20 protein-coding genes are annotated in these 20,971 nt (G+C 64.7%); 16 read left to right on the top strand and 4 right to left on the bottom strand.

Going from position 1 to position 20,971, the window contains the following annotated elements; translation table 11 throughout:
• Nucleotides 1-82 precede the first annotated feature (82 nt).
• Entirely contained in the window at nucleotides 83-1,159 is a 1,077-nt protein-coding gene (locus V6584_RS05020) for a 4-hydroxy-3-methylbut-2-enyl diphosphate reductase (RefSeq protein ID WP_340469373.1), read from the top strand.
• A gap of 46 nt (nucleotides 1,160-1,205) precedes the next feature.
• On the opposite strand, the gene ybaK is transcribed toward V6584_RS05020, so the two are convergent.
• Nucleotides 1,206-1,715, bottom strand: coding sequence for a Cys-tRNA(Pro) deacylase (gene ybaK, locus V6584_RS05015; protein WP_340469372.1), 510 nt, complete (start codon nucleotides 1,713-1,715; stop codon nucleotides 1,206-1,208).
• Between the two features lie 165 nt (nucleotides 1,716-1,880).
• Here ybaK and V6584_RS05010 point away from each other — a divergent pair, with 165 nt between their 5' ends.
• On the top strand, nucleotides 1,881-2,489 hold the full coding sequence (locus tag V6584_RS05010) for a DedA family protein (protein WP_340486233.1): 609 nt from the start codon (nucleotides 1,881-1,883) through the stop codon (nucleotides 2,487-2,489).
• Nucleotides 2,490-2,684: 195 nt separating this feature from the next.
• Here the strand turns inward: V6584_RS05010 and gap are convergent, their stop codons facing one another.
• The 3 genes from gap to V6584_RS04995 all read right to left on the bottom strand — a co-directional run bounded on the left by gap (nucleotide 2,685) and on the right by V6584_RS04995 (nucleotide 5,227).
• Nucleotides 2,685-3,740 carry a type I glyceraldehyde-3-phosphate dehydrogenase gene (gap, locus tag V6584_RS05005; protein WP_340469368.1) on the bottom strand — a complete coding sequence of 352 codons (1,056 nt, stop codon included), beginning with the start codon at nucleotides 3,738-3,740 and terminating at the stop codon, nucleotides 2,685-2,687.
• A 189-nt stretch (nucleotides 3,741-3,929) separates the two neighbouring features.
• A complete protein-coding gene (locus V6584_RS05000) occupies nucleotides 3,930-4,424 on the bottom strand; it encodes an arsenate reductase family protein (RefSeq protein WP_340469366.1) in 495 nt (164 codons plus the stop codon).
• A complete protein-coding gene (locus tag V6584_RS04995; RefSeq protein WP_340469365.1) occupies nucleotides 4,421-5,227 on the bottom strand; it encodes a thiamine diphosphokinase in 807 nt (268 codons plus the stop codon). Before V6584_RS04995 ends, V6584_RS05000 begins: the two co-directional genes overlap by 4 nt.
• A gap of 470 nt (nucleotides 5,228-5,697) precedes the next feature.
• Between V6584_RS04995 and msrB the strand changes: the two genes are divergently transcribed.
• The 14 genes from msrB (at nucleotide 5,698) to V6584_RS04925 (ending at nucleotide 20,789) form a co-directional block, all read left to right on the top strand.
• Nucleotides 5,698-6,714, top strand: coding sequence for a peptide-methionine (R)-S-oxide reductase MsrB (gene msrB / locus V6584_RS04990; RefSeq protein WP_340469364.1), 1,017 nt, complete (start codon nucleotides 5,698-5,700; stop codon nucleotides 6,712-6,714).
• A 249-nt stretch (nucleotides 6,715-6,963) separates the two neighbouring features.
• On the top strand, nucleotides 6,964-8,853 hold the full coding sequence (gene asnB / locus V6584_RS04985; RefSeq protein WP_340469363.1) for an asparagine synthase (glutamine-hydrolyzing): 1,890 nt from the start codon (nucleotides 6,964-6,966) through the stop codon (nucleotides 8,851-8,853).
• Between the two features lie 396 nt (nucleotides 8,854-9,249).
• Nucleotides 9,250-10,017: a translation initiation factor IF-3 gene (gene infC / locus V6584_RS04980; RefSeq protein ID WP_340469759.1), complete on the top strand. Its 768-nt coding sequence runs from the start codon at nucleotides 9,250-9,252 to the stop codon at nucleotides 10,015-10,017.
• Complete coding sequence (rpmI, locus tag V6584_RS04975) at nucleotides 9,998-10,192, top strand: 50S ribosomal protein L35 (protein WP_340469362.1); 195 nt, start codon at nucleotides 9,998-10,000, stop codon at nucleotides 10,190-10,192. The genes infC and rpmI overlap by 20 nt, the downstream gene beginning before the upstream one ends.
• 51 nt (nucleotides 10,193-10,243) lie before the next feature.
• Entirely contained in the window at nucleotides 10,244-10,627 is a 384-nt protein-coding gene (rplT, locus tag V6584_RS04970; RefSeq protein ID WP_340469361.1) for a 50S ribosomal protein L20, read from the top strand.
• 112 nt (nucleotides 10,628-10,739) lie between these two features.
• Nucleotides 10,740-11,309, top strand: a complete 570-nt coding sequence (locus V6584_RS04965) for a hypothetical protein (protein WP_340486231.1) — start codon at nucleotides 10,740-10,742, stop codon at nucleotides 11,307-11,309.
• A 224-nt stretch (nucleotides 11,310-11,533) separates the two neighbouring features.
• A complete protein-coding gene (locus tag V6584_RS04960; RefSeq protein ID WP_340469358.1) occupies nucleotides 11,534-13,264 on the top strand; it encodes a spermidine synthase in 1,731 nt (576 codons plus the stop codon).
• Nucleotides 13,265-13,406: 142 nt separating this feature from the next.
• On the top strand, nucleotides 13,407-14,393 hold the full coding sequence (gene xerD / locus V6584_RS04955; RefSeq protein WP_340486230.1) for a site-specific tyrosine recombinase XerD: 987 nt from the start codon (nucleotides 13,407-13,409) through the stop codon (nucleotides 14,391-14,393).
• A 158-nt stretch (nucleotides 14,394-14,551) separates the two neighbouring features.
• A complete protein-coding gene (locus V6584_RS04950; protein ID WP_340469356.1) occupies nucleotides 14,552-15,391 on the top strand; it encodes a ParA family protein in 840 nt (279 codons plus the stop codon).
• Nucleotides 15,392-15,396: 5 nt separating this feature from the next.
• Complete coding sequence (locus tag V6584_RS04945; RefSeq protein WP_404802601.1) at nucleotides 15,397-16,245, top strand: segregation and condensation protein A; 849 nt, start codon at nucleotides 15,397-15,399, stop codon at nucleotides 16,243-16,245.
• Nucleotides 16,242-16,922, top strand: coding sequence for an SMC-Scp complex subunit ScpB (gene scpB, locus V6584_RS04940; protein ID WP_340469355.1), 681 nt, complete (start codon nucleotides 16,242-16,244; stop codon nucleotides 16,920-16,922). Before V6584_RS04945 ends, scpB begins: the two co-directional genes overlap by 4 nt.
• 189 nt (nucleotides 16,923-17,111) lie before the next feature.
• On the top strand, nucleotides 17,112-19,034 hold the full coding sequence (gene typA / locus V6584_RS04935; RefSeq protein ID WP_340469354.1) for a translational GTPase TypA: 1,923 nt from the start codon (nucleotides 17,112-17,114) through the stop codon (nucleotides 19,032-19,034).
• A 149-nt stretch (nucleotides 19,035-19,183) separates the two neighbouring features.
• Nucleotides 19,184-19,786, top strand: coding sequence for a hypothetical protein (locus V6584_RS04930; protein WP_340469353.1), 603 nt, complete (start codon nucleotides 19,184-19,186; stop codon nucleotides 19,784-19,786).
• Nucleotides 19,779-20,789 carry a prephenate dehydratase gene (locus V6584_RS04925; RefSeq protein WP_340469352.1) on the top strand — a complete coding sequence of 337 codons (1,011 nt, stop codon included), beginning with the start codon at nucleotides 19,779-19,781 and terminating at the stop codon, nucleotides 20,787-20,789. The genes V6584_RS04930 and V6584_RS04925 overlap by 8 nt, the downstream gene beginning before the upstream one ends.
• Nucleotides 20,790-20,971: the final 182 nt, after the last annotated feature.

Genomic DNA, 20,971 nt, shown 5'->3' with positions numbered 1-20,971 from the left:
TGAAAGACGGCCGGAATGCCTGGCGGGCGGTGGGTGGGACCTTTATCATGACGCTGGTAGCAAGTCACCGATGGGAGGAAGGATGCAGGGATTCAGGCCGACGGGAAGTGCGGATGGGGGCGGGCGCAGGGTCATCCTGGCCGACCCCCGGGGTTTCTGCGCCGGTGTGGACCGTGCCATACAGACCGTCAGCACCATCCTTGACCGTCGTTCCCAGGACGCTTCCGGCCGGTCGGTTGCAGGCGGCGACCTGCCCCCGGTCTATGTGCGCAGGCAGATCGTGCACAACCGTCACGTGGTGGAGGACCTGGCCGGGCGGGGGGCCGTATTCGTGGATGAGTTGGGCCAGATTCCGGACCGGGCGGTGCAGGCCGGGGTGCCCGTCGTCTTTTCGGCCCATGGCATAGCGCCGGCTGTGCAGGAGGAGGCCGACAGGCGGGGGATGAACGTCATCGATGCCAGCTGCCCCCTGGTCAGCAAGGTCCACCGGGAGGTCCACCGTTTCGTCCGCAACGGTTATCAGATCGTCTACATAGGGCACCGGGGGCATGACGAGGCCATCGGGGTCGTGGGGGAGGCCCCGGACCGGGTCCACCTGATCGAGCATGTGGACGACATAGACTCGCTGGATTTCACCCCCGATGTCAGGTTGGTCATGCTCACCCAGACAACCCTCAGCCTGGATGAAACGGCCGAAGTGGTGGCGGCCCTCAAGGAGCGGTTCCCCTGGATCGAGGAGCCGCCGGGTTCGGACATCTGCTATGCCACCCAGAACCGCCAGCAGGCCGTGAAACTGGTGGCCGGATGCGCGGACTGTGTGGTCATCGTGGGCTCGGCCAACTCGTCGAACTCGGTCCGCCTGGTTGAAGTGGCCCAGTCCGCCCTGGACAGGAGGTTCGCCGCCCAAGGGGTCGATGCCGGATCGGGTGGGCTGGGGCGGGCCCATCGGGTGGATGATGCCGGAGAGCTGGACCCCTCCTGGTTCGCAGGCCTCGTCTCGGTCGGGGTCTCCTCCGGTGCCTCCGTGCCGGAGGACCTGGTTGATGGCGTCCTCGAGGCCCTGGCCGGTCTCGGCTTCGATCAGGTGACCCATGCCGAGACGATAAAAGAGAACATGCACTTCGTCCTCCCCTCCGCCCTGCGGGGGGCCGGTCGCTGACAGGCCTCCTTGCGTCCGGGGCGGAGAAAAGCCCGGGTCCGGGAATTCACCAGGTGGATATGGGGGCGGTCAGGGCTTCCAGGAGGTCGATCAGGTCCTGAGGGGCCACCGCCACGTCCAGTCCGCGACGCCCGCCCGAGACCAGGATCCGGTCGAACGCGAGGGCGCCCTGGTCCAGGACCGTCTGATGCCTGACCTTCTGCCCGAAGGGTGAAATGCCCCCAAGGACGTAGCCGCTCTCCCTCTGGGCGACCTCCCTGTCGGCCATCCTGGCCTTCTTCGCCCCCACGGCCGCTGCCAGATGTTTGAGGTTCAGGTGGCCGTCCACCGGGACGATGCCTATCACCCTCCGGTCATGGACATCTGCCATCAGTGTCTTGTAGATGCGGCCCGGGTCCATGCCCAGCCGCCTGGCCGCCTCCAGTCCATACCCATCATCCATGTGGTCGGCAGAGTGCTCGTACTCGTAAATCGCGTAAGGGATCGACGCGGCCTCCAACTGGGCAATGGCCGGTGTGGGGATCTCGGCCCCCTCCTTCTTGTGCTTTCTGCTCATGCAACCATGGTAGGCAGGGTCTGCCCGCCCGCCTCCGGACCGGCCGGGCCGGTCTGCCGCTACCCCCTCCTGGATTCTCTCCCGGTCTCGGTGTAAGGTCGACTACCTGTCGGAGACGGCCTCCTGCGGGGGCCTGTGTGCAGTTGAATGTTCGAATGGGAGGTCATGATCGTTATGGGGACTGTCAACGCCTGGCTCCTGGCCGCCGTCTCCTCCGGGTGGGGTCTGCCGACCCTGTTCGTGGCAGCCTTCCTGGACGCACTCATCGTCCCGATTCCAACGGAGTTGGCGGTCCTGGCCGCCGCCTCATCGTTCAGGGCGACCGGTTCCCCCCACCCTCTCGCCGTCTTCCTGGTCTGTGCATTGGCCTTTGCCGGTGGTGACGTCTGCACCTACTGGCTGGGTCGGCTGGTTCCCCTCCACAAGATGTCCCTCTTCAAGGGGGCCAAGGGGAAGGCCGTCATCTCCTGGGCCCATCGGGCCTTCGAACGTGGAGGGGGCTTCTTCACCGTGGCCTCCCGCTTCGTCCCCTGGGGCAGGACCATCATCAACCTGACGGCGGGGGCGGCCCATTACCCACTCTCCCGATACGTTCCCCTGTCGGCCCTGGCGGGGCTCCTCTGGTCGGTCTACATGTGGATCCTCGGCTATCTGGCTTCAGCCTGGCTGGCCGACAACCCCCTGGCCGTCATGCTCATAGGATTCGTCGTCGGCGTGGTGGTGGGCTGTCTGTCCGACCTCCTGATGAAGACCCTGGCCAGGGTCCGCAGCTGACCCGGGGGGGGGGATATCGCCGGTCCAATGCGAATCGGCCCCCCCCCCCGGGGGGGGGGGGGGGCCCGATTCCATCAGATTCATCCGCCTGCCGGGAACCTGTACGGTCCCACCCGGACGGGGATGGACCCCATGGGTTCATCCGACCCGGGCGCTACCGGATTCAGAACCGGAAGAGCGGTGCCGCTGCCTGGCTCACTCGCCGAGCTTGGCGAAGTAGAGGAGGGTGCGGATCATGTTGCTGGTGAAGCCGTACTCGTTGTCATAGAAGGCGACGGTGCGGACCATCTGGTCATCGCCGTGGGTGTTGACATCGGTCTGGGTGGCATCGAAGACGCCGCCGTGGGTGTCGCCGATGATGTCGGAGGAGACGATGCCCTCATCGTTGTAGCCGTAGTAATCGGTGTTGGCGAAGGCCTTCTTGGCGGCCTCGTTGACCTCTTCCTTGGTGACCTTCTTGTCGAGGATGCAGGTCAGCTCGGTGACGGAGCCGGAGGGGACCGCCACGCGCTGTGCGTGGCCCTGAAGCTTGCCGTCCACGGAGGGGACAACCTTGCCGATGGCCTTGGCGGCGCCGGTGGAGTGCTCGATCGTGTTGATGGCGGCAGCACGTGTGCCACGGGGCTTGTTCCCCTTGGGGCCGTCCAGGAGCATCTGGGAGCCGGTGTAAGCGTGGATGGTGGTCATGTAGCCCAGACGGATGCCGAAGTTGTCATCCAGCATCTTCACCATGGCGGCCAGAGAGCCGGTGGTGCAGGAGCCTGCAGAGATGATCTTGTCGGAGGCCTTCAGGGTCTCCTCGTTGACGCCGTAGACCACGGTGGGGGTGGTGTCATCCTTGGCCGGGGCGGAGATGAGGACCTTCTTGGCGCCGGCGTTCAGGTGGGCCTGGGACTTCTCGGCCGAGGTGTAGAAGCCGGTGCACTCCAGGACGTAATCCACGCCGTCGTTCTTCACCCAGGGGATGTTGTTGGCATCCTTCTCGGCGTAGACCGGGTATTCCTTGCCGTCCACCACGATGGCGGTGTCGGTGGAGGTGACCTCGACGGGGGTGCCGTCGTCATGACGGAAGTTGCCCTGGGTGCTGTCATACTTGAGCAGGTAGGCCAGGATCGACGGGGTGGTCAGATCGTTGATGGCCGCGACCTCGATGTTGGATGCGTCACCGCCACGGGCCTGGAGCTCGAAGATGCGACGGAAGGCCAGACGTCCGATACGACCGAAGCCGTTGATACCAATCTTGACTGTCATTGAATTCTCCCTTGGAGACTGGGCGTATACAGCACAGACGCAACCGGGCTGAACACGTCCTTTTATTGATAACATCTCATACTCTAATGCGGTGTGTGTACTTCCAGCAAGCCGCAGCGCCCGCTTTACCCTACGAAAAACGAACAAAAAAAATGGTAGAAAATGTTGTGCGTTTGGGTTTCCAACAGATCATGATTTGTTAGAATTTCCGTTCATATCCCCGCCCTGTTTTTCTCTGTCAGCCTGTCGGCCGAACCGATCGGCCCACTGGTCGGGTCGGAAACCCACCAGGACCTGCGAGCCCGTTACCAGGATGGGTCTCTTCAGGAGCATGCCGTCAGAGGAGAGGAGGTCGAGCGCCTCCTCCCGAGACATGCCGGGCAGGCGACGGGCCAGGTCCAGGCTCCGATAGGCCCTTCCGGAGGTGTTGAAGAACCTTCTCAGGGGGAGCCCGGAGGCCCCCTGCCAGTCTTCGATCTCCTGGCGACCGGGGTTGTCTGCCTTGATGTCGCGCTCGCGGTAGGCGATGCCGGCCGCCTCCAGCCAGGCCCTGGCCCTGGCGCAGGTGGAGCAGGGGCGGTAGCAAAGGAGGAGAGGGAGGTCGCCCGCTGCCCTCCCGCCTCCTGCCGCCTCATCGTCCCCGGGCCCGTCGGGGTGGCCCAAGACCGCCTCCCTCACCGTCATATCTCGTCCCTTCCACTTACTCGTTCCTTGTCTGGTTCACCCTCGTGCGGCTCTTCCGGCAGATATCTTCCCACGGTCAGCCAGTGTGAGCGTTCCCGTGTCACCTCGCCCAGGGAGGGGGCCGCCGTCATGTCGGTGGCCCAGGTCGGTTCCGGTGCCTTGTCGGGGAAGGTCACGTAGACGGTCCCCGAGGCCACTTCTATGCGGGAGGGCCGGCCGGGCAGGAATTCGTTGCTGACCCCGGTCACCTCGGTGTCGGTCATCGACATCCCTTCGACCTCATACCTGAGCCCCCTCTCCCATACCCCCCGGGACAGGTCGCTGGAGGAAAGGACCGAAATCGTGCGGTTGCCCTTCGGCCGCCAGGCGGGGAAGGAGAGGCTGCCCCGGCTCAGGGCCGTCACGATGGACCCGCTGCCGTACAGGAGGGCCTGCCCCCCGGCGGCGGTGATCCTGTTGAGGAGGTTGAGGTTGGCCAGGGTGTGGTCGATCCTGCCGCCCAGTCCGCCGTATATGCGGAAGCGGATGTAGCCCCGCTGCCAGCCGATCTTGGCTGCGGCCAACATGTCCGTGTCGTCCTTGTCCGCCGGCAGTCGGCAGATGTCGGTGCCTGGGGGAGCCGGACGGGGGCCGATGGAGTCGAAGTCACCGATGATCAGGTCGGGGGTCACCCCGGCCAGGGAGGCCCGGTCCGCCCCTCCGTCCGCGGCGATCACACAGTCGCCGGCGGCCGGCAGGCCCTCATTGCCGTAGTAGTCTCCGGCACCCCATATATGACAGGTCCCCCTGTTGATTCGGACCATGGTCACCGCCTTTCGTCCTCCAGCTAAGCACGTGGCCGACCTCCTTTCAATCTCAGCCTTCAATCCCGGCGCCGCCACCCTCCCTGATCGTGGATTCCGGCCCGAGCCCCGTCTTCAGGGGAGGTTGCCGGTCGCCGGCGGGGGGACGCGGCCCTGGTCCGATTCGCCCGCGCCGTCGGCTTGACCTTGGTCCACAGGGCCCCGTCGGCCTCTTGGCCCCCGCGCCCGCGCCGTCGGGCGGCCGATCCCCCTTCAGGCGGTTCCGCTCACCCGAAGGGGAGGACTGTGGAGATGGTGTACGGGTCTGCAAAATAAGCGGTTCCTGGGGAATAGACGGACGAGCGGACCTGTTGACCACACACGATGATTCTGCGGACGGGTTCATCGTGGGCCGTGGTCAAGCGGGCGAAGGCCGGGAGCGCCGTATGCCCCGGTCCGAAGGTCCGCACGAACAGACAGGAGGCAGTGCCATGGCATTCGAATCTGACATGCGGGGTTCGGCAGGGGCCGGAGGTTCGGCTTCCACGGCTTCGGCCTATCTGGCCGGGGGCTGCTTTTGGGGGGTGGAAAGGTACTTCCAGGAGGTGGACGGGGTCGTCGACACCCAGGTGGGTTATGCCCAGTCCCTGGTCCCCTCTCCCACGTACGAGGAGGTCTGTTCAGGCACCACCGACGCGGTGGAGTGCGTCCGGGTCGATTACGACCCCGAGAGGGTCGGCCTGCGGACTTTGACCCTCCTCCTCCTGGATGTGATCGACCCCTTCTCCGTCGACAGGCAGGGCAACGACCGTGGCCGCCAATACCGCAGCGGCCTGTACTGGCAGGAGGGCGACAGGGCACGGCAGGAGCCGGTCTTCCGCAAGGCCCTGGACCAGCTTGAGGCCCGGACAGGCCGTCGGCCGGCCGTCGAGGTCGACGCATTGAAAAACTTCTATCCGGCCGAGGAGTCCCACCAGGATTACCTGGCCAAGCATCCGGACGGATACTGCCACATACCCGCCGAGGCCATGAGTCAGGTTCGTCAGCGGCAACGCTACATCGAAGCTATCTGGTCCCTGGACAGGGAGGGGTACGAGGTGACCCAGCACGCCGCCACCGAGCGGCCCTTTGCGAACAGGTACGACCAGGAGTTCCGGCCCGGCATCTATGTGGATGTGGTCAGCGGACAGCCCCTCTTCCTGTCGACGGACAAGTACGACTCGGGTTGTGGCTGGCCGGCCTTCTCCAAGCCCATAGACCCCGACCTCCTGGTCAGGAGGAAGGATTACCGACTCCTTGGCAGGCCCCGCATCGAAGTGAGGACGGCGGGGACGGGCATCCACCTGGGCCATGTCTTCGATGACGGGCCGCGTGATCGCGGTGGCCTGCGCTACTGCATGAACTCGGCAGCCCTGCGTTTCGTACCCCGTGAGGATATGGAGTCCGAGGGATATGCGGACTTCCTCCCTCTCCTGGATGGGGAGGGGTCGGCAGACGGCGGCAGATGACGGCTATCCCTCATGAAGGCATCGACGGCCCCGGGCCTGCAGACAGGTCCCGGGGCCGTCCCTTTTCGCCGTGGCAAGGGCCGTCCGGCCGTGAGCCCGCGGCCTGGCTCCTTGTCGGGAAGGCCCCGGGAGGGACTAATCCACTTGTCAACAATGCTTCGGGGGAGGGGTTCAGCCCCGACATACAGGTGTATCGTGTCATTTGAGTGTATTGCCATATGCATATCCACAACGTTGTAAGGAGCCTGCATGTGTGGTTTAGCTGGTTTTGTCGATGACGCCCCGGCGGACGAGAAGTCGCCTGTCCTGCGTTCCATGACCGATGTGCTCAAGCACCGGGGTCCCGACGACGAGGGACATTACGTGGACGGTCAGGTGGCCATGGGTTTCCGCCGCCTGAGCATCATCGACCTCCAGGGCGGGAACCAGCCCATCTGCAGCAGGGACTCCTCAATGATCATCACCTTCAACGGGGAGATCTACAATTACAAGGAGCTCAGGGAGGAGCTCACGAAGCGGGGGCACACCTTCACGACCGCCTCCGACACGGAGGTCATCCTCCATGGATACGAAGAGTGGGGGGAGGGCGTCCTGAACCGCCTGCGCGGCATGTTCGCCTTCGTCATATGGGACCGGGAGAAGGGCAGGTTGTTCGGCGCCCGCGACCACTTCGGCATCAAGCCCCTTTATTACGCGCAAATGGGCGGCACCTTCATGTATGCCTCTGAAATCAAAAGCCTTCTCCTCCACCCCCGTTTCCGCAAGGAGCTCAACGAGCAGGCCCTCCGCCCCTACCTGACCTTCCAGTATCCGGCATTGCATGAGACCTTCTTCAAGGGGGTCTTCGCCCTTCCCGAGGGGCACTGCTTCACCTACGAGGCCGGCGAATTGAAGATCAGCAGGTACTATGACTGCCGCTTCTCCGAGGGCGGGCAGTCCCTGGATGATCTTGTCGATTCCATCGACAGCGCCGTCCAGGACTCGGTAAGGGTCCACCAGGTGGCGGATGTCGAAGTCGGGTCCTTCCTCTCCTCGGGCGTGGACTCCAGTTATGTCGCCGCCCTGGCGCGCCCCTGCCACACCTACTCCATCGGTTTTGCCGAGGGCGGGAAGGACGAGTCGGAGCAGGCCGACGAGTTGGCAGCACTGCTGGATCTGAACAACACGTCGGAGGTCCTCGACGGAGACAGGGCCTTCGCCTCCTTCCCCCAGATCCAGTGGTACATGGACGAGCCTGATTCCAACCCCTCCTGCGTTCCGCTCTTCTTCCTCTCGGAGCTGGCCGCCAGGGATCTGAAGGTGGTTCTGAGCGGGGAGGGGGCCGATGAGCTCTTCGCCGGCTACACCGACTACGGGGTGCACACACGCTCCAAGCTGATCAAGGTCTTCACCAGGCTTTTGGGGGAACTGCCCCGGCCGGCCAGGTACGCCATAGGCCGGTGGGCCCAGGGCAAGAACTTCCACGGCGCCCTTCAGCTCTCCTCGAATCTGGGCCCGGCCGAGGAGACCTTCATCGGTCAGGCCATGGTCTTCGACCCGGAGGAGGCTGACCGGCTCCTGACGCCGGGCTTCCGCTCCTCACCCGACGTGTGGCAGATCGTCGGGGCCACCTACGACAGGCTGAAGGGGCAGGACCTTTCCGAACTCAAGAAGAAGCAGTATCTTGACATGCACCAGTGGATGCCGGGCGACATCCTCCTCAAGGCCGACAAGATGACGATGGCCCACTCCCTGGAACTGCGTGTCCCCCTCCTGGACCAGCAGCTCATGACGGTGGCCGAGCAGGTCCCCACCCGGTACCTGATCACCGATGAGAACACCAAGTACGCCTTCCGCCTGGCGGCCGGCCGCCATCTGCCCCCAGCCTGGTCGAAAAGGCCGAAAATGGGGTTCCCCGTTCCCATCCGGCAGTGGCTGCGCGAGGAGAAGTACTGCCGCCTGGTCAGGGAGGTATTCCAGAGGGATTACACCGCCCTCTTCTTCAACCAGGAGGCCCTGTTGAAGATGGTGGACGACAACTTCGCTGGGAAGACGGATGACCGTCGGAAGATATGGACGGTCTTCACCTTCCTGATCTGGTATGACGTCTACTTCATCCACGACGGGGCCAAACCGGACCTGATGGATATGGCCGCCTGAATCCAGGCGGGGTCCGGCAGGGACGGGATCGGGCATGACCCGCCAGGGACCAGCCCCTTGTCATGTCCGCGGTGCTGTGCTACATTGATACAGCTTGAGAAATCAAGAAAGCGGATTTTCCCACCTGGGAGCCCATCATGGTTCCGGGTCCACGAAACATGGGTGGCCATGGCATGAGTGCATGGACCGCCTGCCTGGATGTGACGATGGTCTGCAAGGTGTAGCTCCGGCCTGGAGGTCTGAACCGGTGCCCGCCCGACTTCGCCTGCATCCATGGTCGGCCAGGAGGATAGGCGGCTGGTGAGCCGAGGTCTTCCGGTTTCCGTGGATCCCACCGGAGGCTTGCCTGTCGGGGTCCGTCTGGCTGTGACGAGGTATGGGTTATGAGAAGGAGTCATCATTAGCGACGAACCAAGGATCAATGACGAGATACGAGTGTCGCAAGTCCGCCTGATCGGGCCGAACGGCGAGCAGGTCGGGATCATCGCGACCTCGGTCGCTCTCAATCTTGCCAAGGAGGCCAATCTCGACCTGGTCGAGGTGGCCCCGAAAGCCAAGCCACCGGTCGCCAAACTCATCGATTACGGCAAGTTCAAATACAACGAGAAGATCAAGGCCCGTGAGGCCCGCCGCAATCAGAGCACGTCCGAGATCAAGGAGATCCGTTTCCGCCTCAAGATCGATGACCACGATTTCGAGGTGAAGAAGGGTCACGTCCAGCGCTTCCTGTCCGCAGGCGACAAGGTCAAGGTCACCATCATGCTGCGCGGGCGTGAGCAGTCCCGTCCCATCGGCGGCGTGGAACTCCTCCGACAGCTGGCCGAAGACGTCTCCGACCTGGGTACCGTCGAGTTCGCCCCCAAGCAGGAGGGGCGCAACATCATCATGACCCTGGCCCCCAAGGGCAAGAAGGTCCACACCCAGTCCGAACAGCGTCGACGCGGCGAACAGTCCCGGGCCGAACGTCAGGCCCGTCAGGCCGCCCGCCTGGCGGCCAAGGGCGGCGAGAAGGAGGCCCGTCAGGAGGCCGAGTCCTCGGCCGAAGAGACGGTGGCCAAGATAGACGCCACGAAGGCCCCCGGCCAGTCCGCCGGCGGGCGCGCAAACACTTCCCCTAAGAAAACGAAATCCAAGGAGGGCAGCAATGCCGAAGATGAAAAGTAACTCCGCTGCATCGAAGCGTATCCGGGTGACGGGTACCGGCAAGCTGATGCACGCCGGCACCGGTATGCGCCACAATCTGGAGCACAAGTCGGCCCAGAAGCGCCGCGCTCTTTCCACCGACGGTGTACTTGCCAAGAGCCAGTCCAAGAACATGAAGAAGATGCTGGGCCGGTAAGGCCCCAACCGTCGTCATCGAGTGAGTTTGTTAGAAAGCTGAGGATTATTCATGGCAAGAGTCAAGCGGGCAGTCAACGCGCACAAGAAGCGCAGGGTCGTCCTCGAAAGGGCGTCCGGTTACAGGGGCCAGCGTTCCCGCCTCTACCGCAAGGCCAAGGAGCAGCTGCTGCACTCCTTCACCTACAACTTCCGCGACCGCAAGGCCAGGAAGGGCGACTTCCGCAAGCTGTGGATCCAGCGCATCAACGCCGGCTGCCGCGCCCAGGGGATCACATACAACCGCTTCATCCAGGGCCTGCGCCTGGCGGGGATCGAGCTGGACCGCCGCGCTCTGGCTGATTTGGCCGTCAACGACATCGACACCTTCAACGCCATAGTCGAGGAGGCCAAGAAGGCCCTGCCGGAAGATGTGAACGCCCCGGTCGCCGCCTGAGTCCGGCGATGTGGTCCCGGTCCTGCGACCGGGGCCGGATCCTGGTCCACCCGGTTCAGAACCCCGCCCTGTGCGGGGTTCTTCCGTATCCGACGATTCATGGAGGGACGGCATGTTGACAGACGGCACCGAGAGGGGGAAGGCCTCGCGACCTATGAGGGAACGGTTGCTGGGAGGTGACTTGCGTTCGATTGCGCAAGCGGATGAAGTCGCCGCGGGCATAAAGACGCAGAGACAATTCGACGTGCTGTTCTCCTTGTTGCATGAAGGGAAACGTCTGCTGAGGATGCGGAGCATCGATGCCATCGAGAAGGTGACACGACGGTCTCCTCGATTTCTCGCCCCTCATAAAGACGAGATCCTGGCATTCAGCCGCAGAGCCGCCAATCCGGAGTTCAAATGGCATCTGGCTCTGCTCCTATCGAGGCTGGCGCTTACCGGCAGGGAACTTGATGAGGTCATTGATCTCTTGACCCGATGGGCCCTCGACAAGTCGGAAAGCAGGATTGTGCGTGTGAACGCGATTCAGTCACTGCATGATCTTTCAGAACGCAATCCGATATACAAAGTTGATTTCCTCGCAGTGATCGATGAGGTAGGAAAGGAGCAGGTGCCTTCATTGAATGCAAGAATCAGGAAACTGCGTGTGGGCCGGGTCGATGATCACGATGAACGTGGATGACCGCCCCGTCGAAGCGCTCGGCATCGGAACCACCGGCACCTGTGCCGGACAGTGCTCCATATGATGTAGGGCGGACCCATCGGACCCCCGGAAGCGGGACGGTGCCATGTCCTTCAGAGAAGCGGGATGACCTGGCCAAACGCTCCCTGTGCGGGTTCTTCCCTATTTGACGATTCACCCTGGGGACGGTAGGTTGATTGACGACACCAACGAGGGGAGCCTCCATGACAGATGACCACGCCCTGGCCGGGCAGGACGGGGCGGGGGTCCCCGGGGCTGGCAAGTCGGACAGGGGGAAGCCTCCGACGGACAGACCCATACTGGGGTCACGGATCTTCCTCTATGTGACCGAGTTCTTCTCGGGCATGGCCGTCATGGCGGCAGAGCTGGGTGCCTCCCGCCTCCTGGCACCCTACTTCTCCTCCTCGCAGATCGTATGGACCATCATCATCGGGACCATCATGATCGCCCTGGCCCTGGGCGCCGTCGCCGGAGGCCGCTGGGCCGACCGTGACCCGGACCCGGACCGGCTCTACATGCGCATCATGGTCGCCGCCGTCTGGATCGCCTTGATACCCCTGGTCGGCAAGTACCTGATCATCCTTGTCTCGGGTCTCCTGATCGTGACGGTGTCCACGAACTTCCTGGTCCTGGCCGCCTTCGTCTCCTGCCTGGTCATCTTCGTACCCCCCCTCTTCCTCCTGGGGACCATCACGCCCGGACTGGTGAAGAACGCCACCGATTCCCTGGACGACAACGCCTCGGTCGTCGGCCGTCTGAGCGCCTGCAACACCGTGGGGTCCATCCTGGGCACCTTCCTGCCCACCTTCGTGACCATCCCGGCCGTGGGGACCTTCGTCACCTTCCTGATCTTCTCCGGGGTCCTCCTCCTGGTCGCCCTGGTCTACTTCCTTTCCTCCTATGTGCGACGCCTGGCCTGCGCGGCGGCTGCTGCCATCTACGTGGTATCGGCAGCCCTGTCCCCGCTGACGGGGTTCGCCTTCTGGGAGAAGGGGCTGACCTATGAGGGGGAGTCCATCTACAACTACCTCCAGGTCAAAACCCTCTCCGACCGGACCATACTGTCGACCAACGTCCTGTTCGGGGTCCAGTCCGTGACCATGAAACGGCCCGGCATGACCGGGATGTACTATGACACGGCCCTGGCGGCCCCGCTCATGGCTGACCAGGCCCGTTCCGCCCTGATCCTGGGCATGGGGACGGGCACTTACGCCCGCCAGCTGAAACGCTACTATCCGCAAATGTCCATACAAGGGGTAGAAAGCGACCGGTCGATAAGCGACCTGGCCGTCCGGTATTTCGGCCAGCCCGCCGACCTCCCGGTCTCCACATACGACGGGAGGGCCTGGCTGGCCGCCAGCCGTCAGCATTACGACCTGATCATGGTCGATGCCTACCAGGACATCACCATCCCCTTCCAGATGAGCTCCGTGGAGTTCTTCTCCCTGGTCAAGGACCACCTGAACCCGGGCGGGGTCATGGTGGTCAACATGAACATGATCGACGACGGCCAAGGGTCCATCAACGCCGCCCTCACCGCCACCATCGCCAAGGTCTTCGGCAGGGACTCCCTGCTGACTGCGGACGTCCCCCAGACCACGAACCGCGAACTCTTCGCGAAAAAGACCGCCGACAGGGCCCAGGGGGGCGGGAGCGGCACGATGGCCTCACTGGCGGGGACCGGCAGGCTGGCCTCGGCCGCTGCCGCCATGGACGGCAGGGGGAAGACGGAGCTCATGCCTGAGATGGAAAGGGTGTCTGCCGACCTGACTCCGGTGGCCAAGGGCAGCGGCATGGTCCTCACCGACGACAAGGCCCCGGTCGAGGTGCTGGGTATGCACGCCATCGACGGGATCATCTCCCGGGAGGTGGGCCCCTACCAGCGGATCCTTCGCGAGGAGGGGATAGGCGGCCTCCTCAGGCAGATCTCCTGAACGGTTCTCAAGGCACCATGGCCCGGTCCGTATGGGGCGAGTTCATGCTTGGCTTCGGCGGGGCCGGTTGCGGCATCAAGGCCCGGTCCGTATGGGGCGAGACCGATGGGGCGGGTTCCTGCCTGAGACTACAATGACGGCCATGATCACTCAGGGCAGGCCGGGACCGGGCACGGGCGGGTCGCCGGACCCCGCCGCCGCCCCCGGAGGGGACCCCGCCGCCCTGACGGACCTTCTGGACCAGTTCCTGGCTTACATCGGCGTGGAACGTGGGCTGGCCCCGGCCACGGTGTCCGCCTACCAGTCCGACCTGACCATGTACGTGCACTGGTTGGAAGGCCTTGGCCGTCGGGAGCTGGGGGAGGTGACGGAGTCCGACGTGGAGGGCTTCCTGGCCTCCTTGGCCGATGAGAGCCCGGCCAGCAGGTCCCGCAGGATGGCCGCCGTCCATGCATGGCATGATTTCGCCTTCAGGCAGGGGCTTACCGGGGCAGACCCATCGAAAAAGGTCAAGGCGCCCAAGGGACCTTCCACCCTGCCCGATGTGCTGACCGTAGACGAGGTCTCCCGCCTCTTGGAGGCGGCCTCCATGGGGGGGTCCAACGACCCGGTGGTCCTGCGGGACAGGGCGCTGCTGGAATTCATGTATGCCACTGGCTGCCGTGTGTCGGAGGCAGTGGGGCTGGACCTGAACGATCTGGATCTGGACGAGGGCCTTGCCCGTCTGACGGGCAAGGGGGACAAGCAACGTCTTGTCCCGGTCGGCTCCTACGCCCGCAAGGCCCTGACGGCCTATCTGAATCAGGGCCGGTCACCTCTCCAGGGCCGGTCCAGAAGGGGGACCGAATCCAGGGCGGTCTTCCTCAACAAGAGGGGGCGCAGGCTCAGCAGGCAATCCGTCTGGGAGGTGGTGAGGCAGGCCGGGGAACGCGCCGGCATCCAACGCCCCCTTCACCCCCACACCCTCCGTCATTCGTTCGCGACCCACATGATCGAAGGCGGGGCCGATGTCAGGTCGGTCCAGGAACTCCTCGGTCATTCATCGGTGACAACGACGCAGATATACACCCATGTCAGTCCCCAGAAGCTGATCGAAGCCTACCAGACCTCGCACCCACGCGCCCGTTAGGGATCTGCCGTCATCATGGGCACCCGCACTGGTTCCCAATACCTCGCGCCCACCCAGGTCACCGGCCCTTTCCCTGTAAGGCCCCGGCTGCGGGGTCCGTCGGCCCCTGCCGGAACCCGCTGACCCCAATCATTCCCGGATGTTGGTAGGGTAAGGGTATGCCTACCGATTTGCTGGGGCGCAATTATGAGACCTTCGCCGCCCCTGAACCTTTGAAACAACACGGACCGGCCCGTGTCATCGCCATGTGCAACCAGAAGGGCGGTGTGGGCAAGACGACCAGTTCCATCAACATCGCCGGGGCCCTGAGCCAATATGGCAGGCGGGTCCTCATCGTCGACTTCGACCCTCAGGGGGCCGCGACGGTGGGTCTGGGGGTCAATGCCAACGGCGTCGACAACACGATATACACGGCCATGTTCGATTCCACGCTCGATGTCCACCAGGTCGTCATGCACACCCGGTTCCCCGGCCTGGATGTCATCCCCGCCAACATCGACCTGTCGGCCGCCGAGATCCAGCTGGTCAGCGAGGTGGGCAGGGAGCAGGCGCTGGCCTCGACCATCCGCCCCCTGCGCAAGGAATACGATGTCATCATCATCGACTGCCAGCCCTCCCTCGGCCTGCTGACCGTCAACGCATTGACGGCCGCCGACGGGGTGATCATCCCGGTCGCCGCCGAGTTCTTCGCCCTGCGCGGCGTGGCCCTCCTCATGCAGTCGATCGAAAAGGTGCGCAGCCGGATCAACCCGGACTTGCAGGTGTACGGGGTGCTGGTCACCATGTACACGAGGACGCTCCATTCGGAGGAGGTCCTCCAGCGCATATACGAGGCCTTCGAAGGCAAGGTCTTCCACTCCGTTATCACCCGGTCCATCAAGCTGCCGGATGCAACGGTCGCGGGGGAGCCGATCACCATGTTCTCCCCGGACCACAAGACGGCCAAGGAGTATCGCGAGGTGTCCAGGGAGTTGGTCTCCCGCGGGATCGTGGCCTGATCGCAGTGGTCGCATCCTCGTCAGCCGCACAGGGGGAGGGGCCGGATGCCTTCGGCAGGGTCTCTTCCGAAGGCTTCTCCGTCGACCTTGACGTCTACCAGGGGCCCTTCGACGTCCTCCTGTCCATGTTGGCCAACCGCCGGCTGGAACTGACCGAGATATCCCTGTCCGCAATCACCGGCGAATTCCTGACCTACGTATCCGGCCTGGACTTCTCCTCCAGTCTTGACCAGGCAAGTTCCTTCCTGGATGTCGCCTCCATACTGGTGGAGGCAAAGAGCGCCGCCCTCCTGCCCGCCCAGGAGGACGGCCTCAGGGACGAGGCCAGCATGGAGGCCCTGCGGGAGAGGGACCTCCTCTTCGCCCGCCTCCTTCAATACCGGGCCTACAAACAGGCAAGCCAGGACTTCCAGGTCCGGTTGGCCGCCAATTCAGGCCGGTACCCGCATCCGGGCTTTCATGATGTGACCCTGCCGGCCCCGCCGGATCTCAAGTGGAAGGTCGGCCCGGCCGACCTGGCCCTCCTGGCGGCGACCGCCCTGGCCAACGCCCCCGCCGACGAGGTCTCGGTCCGACAGCTCCACGTGCCCCTGGTGGACCTGAACGAACAGGCCTCAGTGGTCAGGCGGGCCCTCCTGGCCAGTCCGGGACAGGCCGTGGCCTTCGGCACGATCATAGCCACGGCCTCCAACACCCTTGAGGTCGTGGCCCGCTTTCTGGCGGTCCTGGCCTTCTTCAAGCAGCAGGTCATCCAGTACAAGCAGGAGGGTCCCTATGCCCCCCTCTACCTGAGATGGGTGGGGGACGAGGACGAGGGGGCCGACGAGACCATACATGAGGGAGACTTCGCATGAGCGCAGACGTTGGCGGCGGTCTTGCGGACCAGACGGACCGGTCCGCTCGGCAGGGGGTTGGGCCGGGGCAGGACCCTCCCGATACCAGGCCGGAGTATGTGGACTTTGACGTGGACGACTTCCCCGGCGGGGCGCGGGCCTGTCTGGAGGCCGTCCTCATGGCCAGCGACCAACCCCTCCAGACCGCCGACCTGGCCAGGGTCCTGGCCCTGGACGAATCCGACGTGGTCAGAAACCTGACCGACCTGGTCGCCGCCTACCAGGGGCATGGTTTCGAGTTGCGGCGTTCGGCCAGGGGCTGGCAGTTGACCACACGCCCCGCATACCAGCCGGTCGTCGCGGCCTTCGTCCGCGACGGACAGTCCTCCCGACTCTCTCAGGCTGCCCTGGAGGCACTTGCGATCATCGCCTACCGCCAACCCATGACCCGGAGCCAGGTGGCCCAGATCAGGGGCGTCAACTCCGACGGGGTCGTGCGCTCCCTCCTGGTCAGGGGGCTGATCCGTGAGGATGGAGCCGACCGTGAAACCCATGCGGCCCTCCTGACCACCACCGGTCTCTTCCTGGAGCAGATGGGGATGGACTCACTGGAGGAACTGCCCTCCCTGGCACCCTTCCTGCCGGATGAGGAGACCGCCCTGGCCCAGGCCCAGGAGGGGGCCGGGCAGGGGGTCTGAGGGGGAGATTGTGCTGACAGGTTCACGGTCTCCCCTCCTGTCAGGCGACGCGGTTACGATTATGTCTGTTTGTCCGGTCTGCCGGACCATGCCCCGGTCGCGCATCCCCGGGGGGTCACCAGGTGATTCCCGGGTTGCTTCACGAGGCGGCGGGTATGTTGAGAGTGAAACAGCGAGAATGAGGTATTGATGGCGGTACGTGGAGATATACGGAATGTGGCGATTGTGGCGCACGTCGATCACGGCAAGACCACCCTGGTCAATGCCATGCTCCAGCAGTCCCACGTCTTCTCCGATCGCGAGGAGATCCCCGACAGGGTCCTCGACTCCAACGACCTGGAGCGCGAGAAGGGGATCACCATCCTGGCCAAGAACACGGCCGTCAAGTACACGGGCCCCCTGGCCTCCAAGCTGGGCCATCCCGAGGGGATTACCATCAACGTGGTGGACACCCCGGGCCACGCCGACTTCGGCGGTGAGGTGGAGCGCGGCATATCCATGGTCGATGGGGTCGTCCTCCTGGTCGATGCCTCCGAGGGGCCGTTGCCCCAGACCCGCTTCGTCCTGCGCAAGGCCCTGGAGGCCAAGCTCCCCGTCATCCTTGTTATCAACAAGACGGACCGTCCCGACGCCCGCATCTCCGAGGTCGTCTCCGAGTCCACCGACCTCCTGCTCGGTCTGGCCCAGGATGTGAGCGAGGAGGGGGTCGACCTGGATCTGGACTCCCTCTTGGACCTGCCGGTGATTTACTGCGCGGCCAAGGCGGGCAAGGCCTCCACCAGGCAGCCCGCAGACGGCGCCGAACCCGACAACGGCGATCTGGAACCTCTCTTCGAGGCCATCCTGACCAACATCCCGGCTCCGGAGTATGAGGAGGGCGCCCCCCTCCAGGCACACGTGACCAATATCGATGCCTCAGACTACCTGGGGCGTCTGGGACTGGTCCGCATCTACAACGGGACCCTGGTCAAGGGCAAGCAGTACGGACTTTCCCGCGTGGACGGGTCCCTGGAGAACTTCAAGCTGACCGAGATCCTGCGGACCAAGGGTCTGGACCGTTACCCCGTCGAGGAGGCGGGACCCGGCGACATCGTGGCCGTGGCAGGAGTCGGGGACATCATGATCGGCGAGACAATCGTCGACATCGACGACCCCCGTCCCCTCCCCTTGATCCACGTGGACGACCCCGCCATCTCGATGACCTTCGGCACCAACAACTCCCCCCTGGCCGGCACCGAGGGGAAGGACCACAAACTGACCGCCCGCATGATCAAGGACCGCCTGGACCGCGAACTCATCGGCAACGTCTCCATCAAGGTCCTGCCCACGGACCGTCCCGACGCCTGGGAGGTCCAAGGGCGCGGCGAGCTGGCCCTGGCCATCCTGGCCGAGCAGATGCGGCGTGAAGGTTACGAGCTCACCGTCGGCAGGCCCGAAGTGGTCACCAGGAAGGTCGATGGCAAGATTTACGAGCCCATGGAGAACGACACCATCGATGTCCCCGAGGAGTACATGGGGGCGGTCACCCAGCTCATGGCCGACCGCAAGGGCCGGATGGACACGATGACCAACCACGGGTCCGGCTGGGTGCGCATGCAGTTCACCGTCCCCTCCCGCGGTCTGATCGGTTTCCGCACAGCCCTCCTGTCCGCCACGCGCGGCACGGGCATCTCCTCATCCATTTCGGCCGGGTACGCCCCCTGGGCCGGCGAGATCAAGACCCGTCAGAACGGGTCCATGGTCTCCGACCGCTCCGGCAAGGCCAGCCCCTATGCCATGCAGAAGCTTCAGGCCCGGGGCGACTTCTTCGTCGAGCCCCAGTCACCGGTCTACGAGGGGCAGATCGTCGGGATCAACAACAAGCCGGGAGATCTGGACATCAACATCACCCTGGAGAAGCACATGACCAACATGCGTTCATCCACGGCCGACGTCCTGGAGACCCTGACCCCTCCCATCCAGATGAGCCTGGAGGAGTCCCTGGACTTCGCCAACGACGACGAGTGCGTCGAGGTGACCCCGGAATCGATCCGCGTGCGCAAGATCATCCTTGACAGGGATGCCTGGTACAAGTGGAACGCCCGCCAGCGCAGGGCCAACGCCGGCAAGTGAGACCTGCCCCCTGAGCTTCCCTGATGGCCCGCCGACATCCTGCCGGCGGGCCATCAGGCATTTTCGGTGCCTTCTGGCAGGATCCGTACCCGGACCCGGTCATGCTCTGTCATGCTCTGTCATACTCGGGTCATACTAGGGTGAAGGGCATGTCTCCATCTGAAAAGTCGCACGGTGAGCAGGGGCTCCCGGCCGGGAGGGTCAGGGAGGGGACCCGGGTGGCCAGGTCCCCTTGGAATTACCTCCTGGCCCTGGTCGTAGGCCTGATCGTCGGGCTGGTAGGCACCGTGGTCCACCGGGCGGGGGCGGCGACCTCCTTCCCATATGGGATTGTCCTTGCCTACCTCCTGGTCCTCCTGGCCGCCTGGTGGGTCCGTCTGGACTCCGGTGCACTTGGCCTGGCCCTCCACATGGTCTCCTCCACGGTGATGGTCTGGCTCATGGCCCGGTACGGACCGGGAGGGGACGTGCTCATGCCCCTGGACCTGCCCAGCGACTCCCTCCCCTTCATGACCCGCCATGCCTTCTGGTTCTGGCTGTGCGGTGTGGTCTTCCTCCAACTGGCCGTCCTCCTCATGCCTGACAGCCTCTTCCATGACGGGGTCCTCACCTACCTGGGTGGGGGGCCGGCCCCGGATCATGCCCGTGGGGTGGACGAAACCTCCGGGGCGCATTCCGTCACGGACGGGCCGCAGGGTCCAGATGCCGCGCCCGCGCTCGACGGGGCTGACGGAGAGGGACCGGATGACTGAGAACGAGGACGGGAAGATGCTTTACTTCCTGGGACCGCTCGGATCCTTCAGCCATCAGGCCGCCATGGCCGCCGGGGAAAGGCTGAAGGGGGCTCTCAGGCTGGAGACCCACCTTGCCGCCTGCGAGAGGGCCTTCGACGTCATCGGCCATGTGGAGGACGGCGACGGTCTGGGCGTGCTGGCATGGGAGAACAATGTCGAGGGCCATGTGGTGCCCAACATGGATGCCCTGACCGATGCCCTGGAGGTGGCAGGTTTCGGGCTTCTGGTGCAGGAGGTGGCCTTCGACGCCTTCGTCAGACCGGGTGATGAGGACCTCAGGCAGGTGGTGGCCCACCCGCATGGTCTGGCCCAATGCCGTAGGTTCATAGTCGAAACCGGCCTGGAACCGGTGGCTGCCCCGTCGAATGCGGCGGCCTGTCGTGATCTGCGTCCGGGGCAGGTGGCCCTGGGGCCGGCGGTCTGTGGCGGTCTGTATGGCCTGGAGACCTACCGCAGCTCCGTCCAGGACTTTCAGGGGGCCCGCACGGACTTCCTCCTCCTGTCGGCCCGGAGGGAGGCGGCCGGTCTGGCCCGAAGGCTGGGTGGGGGACCTGGAGGATCCCCCCGGACGGGAGACCGGGGGAGCGCCTACGAGTCCGTGGTCGTCTTCATCCCCCTGGACACGGGACCGGGTGTCCTGGCCGGTCTCCTGGACAGGATCCGTGATGCGGGACTCAACATGACCAGTTTCATGTCGCGCCCCATCAAGGGCAATGACGGGACTTACAGCTTCATGGCCACCATCGACGCGGCCCCCTGGGACCCCAGCCTGCGGGACGTGATGAGGGAGTCGGTGGGCAGGGGGGACTGGGTCAAGACCCTGGCGGTCTACCCCGGCAGGCAGAGGCCGGAGCCCCCCATCGCCCAGTGGATGTTGCCCAGGGGAGGGGCCGGGGCGGGGAAGGCCATGGGTCCAGATGGACTCCCGGGGATGGATGTGGACAAGGAGTTGTTATGGTAGACGACAGCGGAAAGGGCAGGGCAGTGGATGCGTGGAGGTCCGTCAGGGGTCCTGTCCCGGCTCCCTCCCTGTCCGTGGGACCGGGGGCCGATCGTGACGGAGGCCGCCTCGGCGGCCCAGGGCAGACCGGGGGTCTGCCCCCCTTCCTCGATGCCCGGTCGGGCTCGGCAGGACCGGATGCC

This window comes from Bifidobacterium favimelis (assembly GCF_037963085.1).
Classification (GTDB): Bacteria; Actinomycetota; Actinomycetes; order Actinomycetales; family Bifidobacteriaceae; genus Bombiscardovia; species Bombiscardovia favimelis.
The sequence above is the reverse complement of the archived record's forward strand: the minus strand, read 5'-3'. Positions and strand labels throughout refer to the sequence as shown.